This window comes from Companilactobacillus zhachilii (assembly GCF_003606365.2).
In the GTDB taxonomy this organism is placed as follows: domain Bacteria; phylum Bacillota; class Bacilli; order Lactobacillales; family Lactobacillaceae; genus Companilactobacillus; species Companilactobacillus zhachilii.
This window is the reverse complement of the sequence record NZ_CP031933.2, coordinates 1,593,758-1,605,177: the sequence shown is the minus strand read 5'-3', so window position 1 is coordinate 1,605,177 and position 11,420 is coordinate 1,593,758. Positions and strand designations below refer to the sequence as shown.

Sequence of the window (11,420 nt, the reverse complement as noted above, 5' to 3'; positions counted from 1 at the left end):
ATTTCAAAACTCGTCCCGTGGTGTAAGGGATAAATCCCTAACGCCACTTGCACTGCTGCCTACATTTCACGCTACCGGAGGCTAGGTTATTAGCAATATTCTTTAATATTAAAATACAGAATTATTCACTAAAAAAATAGTCATGATTAGTGTGTGAACTAGTTGAATTTATATATATTTTTACATTCCCTCCATAGCGACCTAAATTTCTTGCTCCTGGAGGCGGAATATTACCTAATATCCATAGTCAAGCACATTTAAAGTGATTTCGTTATAGAATATGTAATTTGTTACATATATAATAGAAATATATTTACTAAAATAGATATAGACCAATTACAAAGGAGGTCAAAATATGTTCCCATATCAAAAAGTTCATGAACTCAATCGTTTGGAATTGATTGTTTACAAATACATTATTGGTCATACAAAAGAAGTTCAAAATATGACTATTCGTGAGATGGCTGATGCTGCTCATGTTTCAACGACTACTATTTTAAGATTTTTGAAGAAGATGGATTATAGTGGCTTTTCCGAATTCAAATTTGCTCTAAAACAAAGTCTGAAGCAACCTACTAAAGCTCAACAGGATCCTAGTATGGAGCCTATTAAGAATTTCTTCCAGTTGGTTGCTGATGAGGAACCATTTGATAACAAGATTAATCAGGCGGCAGATATGATTAACGCGGCTGACTTAGTTTTGTTTTTTGGAGTAGGTAATAGTGGCCGCGTCGCTCAGTATGGCTCCAGTATTCTTTCAAGTTATGGAGTTTACTCTTTACCAATAATTGATCCATTCCAACCAGAACCTTTTTCAGACCGTGATTTTTCAAAAACCTTATTAGTTTTGGTTTCTGTGTCAGGTGAGACGGATCAGGTCTTGGAACAAGCACGTTATTATAAGAAGAATGGGGCGGAAACGATAGCTTTAACGGCTAATTCGTACTCTGTTTTAAACCAAATAACAGACTTTTCGATTTCGTATGACACTCCACAAAACCGCAAAGGTCACATTAATGTGACAACACAGGTGCCAATCGTGTACACACTAGAGCAAATTGCTAATTGTGCTTACCACAAGATGGTAGACCAAATTGATAATAGATTTACGGAACATGTTACGGATTAGTAACGTGTTTTTTTTATGATAACTTATTATTTCGTTCATAAAAGTACACAATTATTAATGAAAAGGGTTACAATGGTTCTTGTAAGCAGTTACCAGTGTTTCTGCTTTGTAACAAATTTTATTTGAGGGGTTTTGCACATGGCTGAAAAGAAAAACGGCAGCTTTGTCCAAGATAAGATTATTCCTATCGCCGGCAAGCTTGCTTCTTCTCGTCATTTGATTGCATTGCGTGATGGTATGACATTAGCTGTTCCAATGATCATCATTGGTTCATTGTTCATGATTATCGCACAATTTCCAATTCAAGCCTATCTAGACTTCATGGCTAGTATCTTCGGTAAGAACTGGGCAACAGTATTACAATATCCAACCAACGCTTCATTCCATATCATGGGATTGATTGCTGTCATTGGTATTTCTTATAACTTGGCTAAGAGTTATAAAGTTGATCCTATCTCTGCTTCAATTGTTTCATTAGGTGCATTCGTACTTACTATTCCATTGAAGACAGATAAGGCTGGCGCATTGTGGATTCCATTGACACAATTTGACTCAGCTGGTTTATTTACAGCTATTATTGTCGGTCTATTCATTACCGACTTCTATGTTTGGATGGTTCACAAGAACTGGACAATCAAGATGCCTGATACAGTTCCACCTGCAGTAAGTAACTCATTTGCTGCTTTGTTCCCAGGTTTCATTATTTTGGCTCTTGTATGGATTATTCGTATCGGTGTTGAAGCAACACCAATGCAAAGTATTCCAAACATCATCTCATTCTTCTTGGCAACACCACTAGGTCACTTGAGTAACACATTGCCAGGTGCTTTAGTTGCTGAATTCCTAATTTCCTTCTTATGGATCTTCGGTATTCACGGTGCTAACGTTGTTTCTGGTGTTATGATGCCTATCTGGCTAACAGCTTTGAACCAAAACCACGCAGCCTTCACTGCTGGTAAAGCTCTACCAAATATTGTTACAACATCATTCTTTGATAACTTCGTTCACATGGGTGGTTCTGGTGCCACAATCGGTTTGGCTATGCTTCTAGCATTCGCTGCTAAGAGTAAAGAGCTTAAGACTTTAGGTAAACTTGTTGCTGGACCTGCTTTGTTTAACATTAACGAACCTATTCTCTTCGGTCTACCAATTGTTATGAACTACAAGATGTTAGTTCCATTTATTTTAACTCCACTTGTTAACGTAACAACTACATATATTGGTATGGCAACAAACTTAGTTGCAAGACCAATGGGTGTCTATATTCCATGGACAACTCCACCAATCCTTTCAGGATTTATTTCAACTGGTCACTTATCAGGTGCTGTAATGCAAATTATCAATATTGTGCTTGATACTTTGATTTACTTCTACTTCTTCAAGTCAATGGATAAAGAAAAATTGGCAGAAGAATTAGATTCAGCTAAACTTTCTAAATAATAATTAGTTTTTTGGAGGTCATGTTTTGAGAAGACTTGGATTGTCATTATATCCAGAGCATTCAACTTTAGAAGAAGATAAAAAATATCTTGATACTGCTAGTAAATTAGGTTATTCACGTATTTTCGCATCATTACTTGAATTAGGTGATGATAAAGACAAGACAATTAACCGTTTCAAAGAAACCATTGCCTATGGTAATAAATTGGGCTTTGTGACGATTGTTGATATGAATCCTAGATTGTTTAAAGCACTTGATATTAGTTATGATGATTTATCATTCTTCCACGATCTTGGCGCTGCCGGTATCCGACTAGACGAGGGCTTCTCTGGTATGGAAGAGGCTAAGATGACTCGTAATCCTTATGGGTTGAAGATTGAAATCAATATGAGTTCTGGTACACACTACTTAGATAATATTATTTCATATCATCCGGATACGAATAATCTCCTAGGTTGTCACAACTTTTATCCTCAAAGATATACTGGCTTAGGTGAAGACTTCTTCATTAAATGGTCAAACTTCTTCAAGGACCGTAATATTCACTCAGCTGCATTTGTCAGTTCACATAGTGCAACTTTTGGTCCTTGGCCTGTTCAAGATGGTTTACCAACCCTTGAAGATGATCGTGATTTACCAATCGCTACTCAAGTTAAGCATCTGCTCTTGAGTGGGGTCGTTGATGATGTCATCATTGGTAATACATACGCATCTGATGAAGAACTCAAAGAAGCAGCCGATGCATTCTTTGCACCATATCCAGTTTTGAAAGTTGATTTCTCAGACAATGCGACTGACCTTGAAAAAGAAGTTATTTTGAAATCGACTCATGTATATCGTGGTGATGCATCTGACTATTTGTTACGTAGTACAATGACACGAGTAGTTTATAAAGATGGGAACTTTCCCGCCCATGATACTCAAGATATCAAACGCGGTGATATCATCATTGTTAATGAGAACTACGGTCAATACAAAGGTGAGACGCAAATTGCCCTTCGTGATATAAAGAACGATGGTCGTCGTAATGTTGTGGGACACTTGAATTCTAATGAGGCTTTCTTGTTAAACTACATCAAGCCTTGGATCAGTTTCAAATTAGCCGAATAAAAATAAAGAAATACTATTCTCAATTGAATAGTATTTTTTTATAGGATGAGCGCGTGAATATGCCGCTTCCAAGAGCAAGAAATTTAGGTTGCTATGGGGACCGGTTTGAGCCGAGGTCTCAAACCTCGATTTTGAACTTTACAAAGGTCGCAAATTTCAAAACTCGTCCGTGGCGTTAGCACTTTAGTGCTTACGCCACCTTAACAGCAACCTAAATTCCTTGCTCTTTCCAGCTAGTTGTTTGAAAGTAAATGTTGTATAGGCTTGTTGAAAATATACACCTAGCATGGTGTGTTATATATTATAATTTGAAATGTTCAATCGGATAGATAAACCAAGACAACTCATTATAGGAGGGAAATATGAATAAATATTTACTCGACAAAGATAAGTTTAATGAATTTTATGAACTGTATTTATATTCATTTAATCGTGAGGATTCAAAGCATCGTAGGGATGTTTTTAAAGAGCGTTTTGATCACTCATTAGTTTATGGAATTATGAATGGCAAACGTTTAGGTAGTGGATTGTTTAGTATACCGTTTGATGTTAATTTTCACGGTGTCAATTATAAAATGAATGGTATCGGTGATGTAATGAGTGCGCCTGAGTTTGGTGGTCGTGGGGGAGCGGGTTCTTTAATGAATGCTGCTTTGACGGATATGCATCAAAATCATGTGACTTTGTCCTATTTAGCACCTTTTGCCTATACTTATTATAGAAAATTTGGTTATGAGCAAGTTTTTGACCATTCTATTGTTTCTATGAAGAGTGTAGATTTGCCACGGATTGCTAATAGTGATCATGGTCACGTTGAGCGAGATAATATTAAAAATCTTCATGATGACGTTAAACTAATGTATTTGGGTCACAATCATTTAGGCGGTGTCGTTCGTGCCGAGTGGTGGTGGGACCATATGCTTGATAAGCACAATGATTATCAAGTGGCAACAGCTTTTGATGATAATGGTAATTTAATTGGTTATTTGATTTATTACAGTGTCGGGACAACTTTTTATATTCACGAGTGGTTTAATCAAAATCCACTTAGCCGTCAATTACTCGGAAAATTTGTTACAAAGCATCAATCCATTTTTGAAAAGTTTGTCTACGAGACACCAGATCCTGATTTTAAAGCTGATATCCTAGACGATCCTAATTCCGCAAAGTTAGTTGTTAAGCCTTATATGATGGCTCGAATTGTAGAATTAAGTGATTTTATGGGGCGTTATCCTGTACAGGTATCAGTTTTGCCAAAAACTTATTTAAAAGTTACCGATGAGTTAAGTTGGAACAATCACGTTTGGGAGCTTTCTATTGAAAATGGTATCGTCGGTTTTTCAATTGCTGATGATGCGACACCAGATATGGAAATGACAATTCAAGATTTAACGAAAGCGATGTTTGGTTATCGATCTTTGAAGTCGTTGAGAAAATATGGTCGTATAACTGGTGATGATAAAAAGATTGGACTCGTATGTGATGTATTTGTTCAGGAAAAGCCCGAATTAATCGATTATTTCTAAAAAGTAATTTAGAAGGTTGGAATAAAACATAGCTTTTCAGCTTAAACCAGATGGTGCCAGCAATCCAAAATCGGATGACTGGCACCATCTGCCTTAATTCTCGAAAGTTGACTAGGTTTTGTCACGCTCTTTTTGTTTGAAAAATGTATTTTAATCGAAATTCGATAAATAAAATAGTAAAATTTTAATTGATAAATATAATAATAAGAGTATTCTAAAATGTGAAAACGATTGTATGAAAGTATTGATTCAGAGAGGGGCAAATAAACGGTATGACATGGAGTGTATGGCACGTTTCACCGGTAATCACCAGTATTTTTTTCATTTTAGGTGTTTTCACACTATATCAAGTAGTTTTTAATTGGTTGAAGACAGTTGTCCATGAAAAGAAAGTACCCATTTCCGATAATGTGGTGAAATCATTCTCCGGTGTGGTTTATATGCTGATTTTTATTTTTAGCATGCAGTCAACGATTGTGGGGAAAACTATATCGTGGGAATTTATGAATTTTATTATCATTGCACTTATTTTTTGTGCGTACTTCCTTGATATTCGGGTGCCAATTTATTATTTTGTGCCAATTATTCTCGTGTACATGCTCTTTAATCATTCCATTGGCTATTGGGAGTCGTGGTGTCACGCATTGAGTGTCATGTTTAGTTATTGGTCATTCAACTACATACGAAGACTTCCTTCACGTGCCCATCCTTTTATCGGCTATATAATTGTCGGTGTTATTTGGGGTGGTATTATGTGGTTCTTTGTTGCCTTGAAGTTCCACTTAACAACAAGTGTCTTCTTACAAGAATGGGGTTATCTGGTTATTTTTGAAGGCTTACTATATAGCTACGTTCGCATGTTGTTACGTGAAAGTGAACTTAAAGGTCACCTAGAAGCTTTTGCCAATCATGATGCTTTAACAAAATCAGAAAATTATGCAGCTTACACTTCAGAAATGAAATATCTTTTCTCAAATAGTTTGCGTAATAATTTAAATCTATCAATGATGATGTTTGATATTGATCATTTTAGGCATGTTAATGATACTTATGGACATTTGGCAGGTGATTTGGTCTTACAAAAAGCTGTTGCGACGGCCCAGAATGTGATAGATGATAATGATCCTAAAGTTAAACTCTATCGAACTGGTGGCGAGGAATTCAATGTGATTTTTCCAGGGTATGATTTGCCAGCAACAGAACCGATTGTGCATCAGATTTTTAATTCATTGAATCACTTAACTGTTAAAAGTAGTGACGATGAAATTAGTTTTACTGTTTCAATGGGAGTGTCGGGTATTTCTTCGACCGATAAAAAGCCAGATGACTTTTATAAGAGAGTCGATGATAATTTGTATCATTCCAAGAAAAACGGACGTATGCAAATCACTGCCATTTAGACTTTTGTACTAATGCCGTCTCCAGATTCAGACAGTTGTCATTGGCGGTGCGGAACGGCCCGAGCCACGGTCTGAATCTTCCGACTAGTTCTTTATTAACTCAAGAATAGCTTGATACCTAAGATATTTTGCTAGGCTGAATTTATCTAAGAATAAGAAGTTCAAGTAACTTTAAAGAACCGTTTAAAATCACGTTCTAGTTTCAACCTTTAGGTGTTTACTAAAATAATGCTCGCTTTTCTACAAATAAGTGGAATGGTGAGATTTTTTTATGCTAAGATAACTAGGTCATGTTATAAATAAAATTATGATTAATTAAAATGTAATTGCTAGTTTAGTAGCTTCAGTGAGATTCAAAAATAAAAGTTAAAAGAGGTTTTGCGTTTTTGACATGGTCAATATGGCGGGTATCGCCATTTATCTCCGGCGTCTTTTTCATTTTGGGAGTCTTTACTCTATATCAAGTTATGTATGATGGCCTTAAAACGGTGTTACGAGCTAAAAAAATTAAGGTTGATGAAGATAAAATAAATTCCTATTTTGGGGTTATTTATATGGGGATTTTTATCATTAGTATGCAGGCGACGATTGTGGGAACACCAGTATCATGGCAGTTCATGAACTTTCAGTTGATTGCCTTAGTTTTTTGTGCTTACTTTTTGAATATCCATGTGCCATATTATATTTTCTTTCCAATAATGGTGGCATATATGTTTTTCAATGGCTCGTTAGGTTATTGGGAGTCATGGTGTCACGGCGTTACGTTAGTGGCTTATTATTCTTCGCTGAATATTATTCGACGCCGACAGCATAGTGACTATCCTTTTGTGGCATACATTTTAAGTGGGGTTTTCTTTGGATCGCTATTGTGGTTTTTCATGTTGATCAAGTTTGATCTTGCATGGTCGACTCTGTTTGAAGAACTGTCATATTTCATCATTTTCCAGGTGTTATTGTATAGTTATGTAACGATGATTTTGCGTGATAGCAAATTAAAATTACATCTGTTGGAATTCGCTAATCACGATGCCTTAACCAAGACGGAGAATTATGCAGCGTATGTAACGGAGATTAGAAGTTTATTCGATTTGAGTACGAAAAATAATTTACATTTATCGATGATGATGTTTGACATTGATCATTTTAAGCATGTTAATGATACATATGGTCATTTAGCAGGTGATAAAGTGTTACGTCATGTTGCGGAAATAGTGCAAACGGTCATTGATGAAAATGATCCAACGGTTAAACTTTTTCGGACCGGTGGTGAGGAATTCAATGTCATTTTTCCTGGTTACGATTTACCATCGACAGAACCGATTGTTCGCCAAATATTCATGGCTGTCAATCACTCAGATGTTGAAGTAAATGGTAAGACTATTTCATTAACCATATCGGTTGGTGTTTCTACTATTTCCCAAGCTGATTTGGAACCTAATGATTTTTATGCCCGGGTTGATGGAAATCTTTATCATTCGAAAAAAAATGGCCGTACACAAATTACTGCCAATTAAAAAAAGAGAGTGGGACAAAACATGTTCAGCTTTTGATGACCCCAGTAATCCGATTTTGGATTGCTGGGGTCATTTGTTTTAAGCGGAAAAAGCTATGTTTTGTTCCAGACTCTTTTTTGATTGGCTTAAGCAGCCTTTGTTTTAAGTTGTTTTGTTTTAGGCATAACTAGGTTAAGAATAATAGCAGCAATGGCAGCCATAGCGATTGGTGAACCTAGTAGATATTGTAGAATTTGTGGGGCATTCTTTGTCACGTTGGCTGGTAGAAGTACCAAGGCCAAAGTTAAGACAATTGGAATACCAATGATGTAAAGGTCACGGTCAGTTGTCTCAAGACCACGGATAACGTTTAAACCATTAAGCATGATTGTAACTGTAATAATGGCAAAAACACCACCGATAACCGGAGCTGGAATAGCAGCTAGGAAAGCTGACAATTTACTGAAGAATCCTAAAATGGAGAACCAGATACCTGCAAATAAGAAGACTCTTTTACTTGCAACACCAGTGATTGAGATAACACCGGCATTTGTTGAATAGCCAGTAACAGGGGTTGTTCCGAGTAATGCAGCCACCATACAACTTAGACCTTCACCGATGATACCGTGGTTCCATTGTTTGTCTGTGATTTCATGGTTTGTAACGGCTCCCATAGCGAACCAAGTACCGGTTGTTTCGGTTGTAATAACAGCGTAGATGATAATAAATGTGATGATTGCTGAAGGGCTAAAATTAATCCCCCAGTGGAAGACAGTTCTTTGTGGTAAACCAAACCATGCCGCGTCAGAAACAGCTTTCCAATCAAACATACCCATCATAGTTGAAACGATTGTACCAACACCAAGGGCTAGAATAATTGAACTGGTTCTGAAGAAACGGCGAACACTTGGAAATTTCAAACTGATACCAACAGAAACAATTAAAGTTAGGGCAGTAACAGAAGCTAAAATAATGTTGTTGTCAATTTTACCTGGCGCATTGAAGATATTGCTGTTTAGAGCAGTTGGAATCAATGACAGACCAACACAAGTAATAATTGTTCCACCAACTAAAGCGGGAACCAAGCGGTTGATGATTTTTTGGAAAATACCAGTAGCACCTAAGATAATTAAAATAACTGAACCAACTAGTAAAGCACCGATCAGTGTACCCATACCATTACCTTTTAGACCACCAGAGGCTAACACAACACCTGCTGCTGCTCCTAGTGGAACAAAGGAAGGTCCCTGAGAAACGGGCATCTTCATGAAAACAAACGTTTGAAGAATGGTACCGATACCTGCAGCCAGGAAGGTAGATTGAAGTAGTCCCATTTGGTCACTGAGACCCATAGCCATCATACCGGCCAAAATAATAGGTGGAACGTAGATATCCATTGCTAGAACATGTTGTAGGCCTAAGAAACCAGCCTCTCCCATGCCGATTTTGTCATCTGGACCGACGAGTAGATTATTCTTATTATTTGCCATTATTTTCTCCTTGGTTGTTATGGACTAATTTACCAGCCACATAAACTTGTTTGATATTTTCTTTATTTGTGTGATACACAAGTCTCTCAAATATTTCAGATGATTTATCTGAAGAGAGTTCGAAGTATTGATCTTGAACAATTTGAAAATCAGCTTTGAAGCCGGCTTTAATTTGTCCAGAATTGATATGTAGAGCTTTAGCACCACCGATAGTAGCTAGATAGAAGGCATTGCTTGCAGAAAGACGAGCAGCTGGTGTGCCAGAATCTTGTAACATTTGTGATGACATAATAGCTTGTTGCATATTGCGATAAATACTAGGAGAAAATCCTCCGGAGATGTCAGTCCCAAGACCGACTTTAACATTTTTATTGTGAGCAGCTTGAACGCGCATAACCGAGTTTCCAAAGTAAGCGTTGGAAATAGGGCAGTGGGCAATAGCTGCTTGTTGTTGTTCAAATAACGCTAAATCATCGTCACTGAGTTGTGTTCCGTGAGCCATGACAGCTTTGTCGGTTAAAAGACCAAACTTATTCAGAACTTCGGCATCGCGTAAATTGAACCGATCGATAGCGTATTGGTCTTCCCAAATACTTTCGCTACAGTGAGATTGAATAGGTAAATCGTATTTCTTAGCTAAATCACCTAATCCTTGAAGCGTTTCGTCAGTACAGCTAGGAACAAAACGAGGAGTGATAACAGCCGTTAAATCGGCGCCAGTTGCTTGTTTCATTTCAGCCAATTTTTGAATAAAAGTTTCTGTTTCAGATAAGGCCATTGCAGCTGATTCGTCACGGTAATAATCAGGTGTTTGTTCAGGATTATCCATGGCAACTTTACCGATGAAGGCACGTTGTCCTAAATCAGCACAAATTTGAGCTAAAACTAAGTTAGCATTTGTATCAACAGAGCCAAAGAACAAACCAGTTGTTGTTCCGTTGGCGAGTAATTCTTGAATTAAACTTTGGTAAACTTTTTTGGCGTAGTCTAAATCTTTGAATTTAGCTTCCAATGGAAAAGTATACGTATTGAGCCACTCATTAAGCGGTTTGTCCAAAGCTAATCCAGCTTGAGGCCACTGGGGCGCATGAATATGTAAATCAGTGAATCCGGGTAAAAGATAACTTCCTGTTGGAACTTGTTTGAGGACGTTATTGTCTATTGCAACTTGCTTGACGGTCTGATAATCGTTATCAGTAACGGATATAACACGGTCAATGATTCCTGACTGGTCTACACATATAAGTGATTCTGGTGTGAAATCCGCCTTGTCAAAGTTAGCAGAAGAAAAGTAACTTCCCTCAATAACTAATTGATAGGTGATAATCTAACACTTCCTTAAATTTTATATGTTTAAGAATAACATGAATGTTTATGTAAATAAATAGTAAATAGTTCGTATTTTACTTGATTATTTAAAAACAATTGGACTGAATGTTTCAGAAAGTTATTATTTTGATGAAATAGGAAATTTTGTAATCGCTTTATTGTCGATTACAAAAGTATCTAGTAAAAAGTACCTTAAAAAAATCGAGTTATAAAAAAGACTAGAATTTCTTACGATAACGATAATTTGTCTAGCATTAATTGTGCGTTATAACGGTAGAAAAGATTAAGAAAACGATTACATATAAAATCATGCCTCAATGCCTGATCTTGAGCGGATTTAGCGGTAGGTTTGAAAAGTAAAAATAAATGATTTAAAAAATAATCTACTGAAACCGTTTACAAAAATAAAAATGTGTCATATACTAAGTCGTGTTGAAAGATGAATATATTTTCAGTGAATTGTTACTATTAAATTAGGCGAGATCACTCAACGTATTTTCTT

Annotated in this window: 8 protein-coding genes; 6 read left to right on the top strand and 2 right to left on the bottom strand. The window is 36.6% G+C overall.

Annotation, left to right across the window (positions count from 1 at the left end; translation table 11 throughout):
- Positions 1-355: 355 nt before the first annotated feature.
- The 6 genes from D1B17_RS07245 (at position 356) to D1B17_RS07220 (ending at position 8,120) form a co-directional block, all read left to right on the top strand.
- Positions 356-1,129, top strand: coding sequence for a MurR/RpiR family transcriptional regulator (locus D1B17_RS07245; protein ID WP_120142327.1), 774 nt, complete (start codon positions 356-358; stop codon positions 1,127-1,129).
- 138 nt (positions 1,130-1,267) lie between these two features.
- Entirely contained in the window at positions 1,268-2,569 is a 1,302-nt protein-coding gene (celB, locus tag D1B17_RS07240) for a PTS cellobiose transporter subunit IIC (protein ID WP_120142328.1), read from the top strand.
- 25 nt (positions 2,570-2,594) lie between these two features.
- Positions 2,595-3,680, top strand: a complete 1,086-nt coding sequence (locus tag D1B17_RS07235; protein WP_120142329.1) for a DUF871 domain-containing protein — start codon at positions 2,595-2,597, stop codon at positions 3,678-3,680.
- Positions 3,681-4,042: 362 nt separating this feature from the next.
- Positions 4,043-5,206 carry a GNAT family N-acetyltransferase gene (locus D1B17_RS07230; protein WP_120142330.1) on the top strand — a complete coding sequence of 388 codons (1,164 nt, stop codon included), beginning with the start codon at positions 4,043-4,045 and terminating at the stop codon, positions 5,204-5,206.
- 272 nt (positions 5,207-5,478) lie between these two features.
- Entirely contained in the window at positions 5,479-6,606 is a 1,128-nt protein-coding gene (locus tag D1B17_RS07225; protein ID WP_120142331.1) for a GGDEF domain-containing protein, read from the top strand.
- A gap of 386 nt (positions 6,607-6,992) precedes the next feature.
- The gene (locus D1B17_RS07220; RefSeq protein WP_120142332.1) at positions 6,993-8,120 is read left to right on the top strand and encodes a GGDEF domain-containing protein; all 1,128 of its coding nucleotides are present in this window, start codon (positions 6,993-6,995) and stop codon (positions 8,118-8,120) included.
- Positions 8,121-8,245: 125 nt separating this feature from the next.
- Here the strand turns inward: D1B17_RS07220 and D1B17_RS07215 are convergent, their stop codons facing one another.
- Together D1B17_RS07215 and guaD are read right to left on the bottom strand one after the other, a co-directional pair.
- Positions 8,246-9,589, bottom strand: coding sequence for a uracil-xanthine permease family protein (locus D1B17_RS07215; RefSeq protein ID WP_120142333.1), 1,344 nt, complete (start codon positions 9,587-9,589; stop codon positions 8,246-8,248).
- The gene (gene guaD, locus D1B17_RS07210) at positions 9,579-10,796 is read right to left on the bottom strand and encodes a guanine deaminase (protein WP_338026101.1); all 1,218 of its coding nucleotides are present in this window, start codon (positions 10,794-10,796) and stop codon (positions 9,579-9,581) included. The genes D1B17_RS07215 and guaD overlap by 11 nt, the downstream gene beginning before the upstream one ends.
- Between the last annotated feature and the right edge of the window lie 624 nt (positions 10,797-11,420).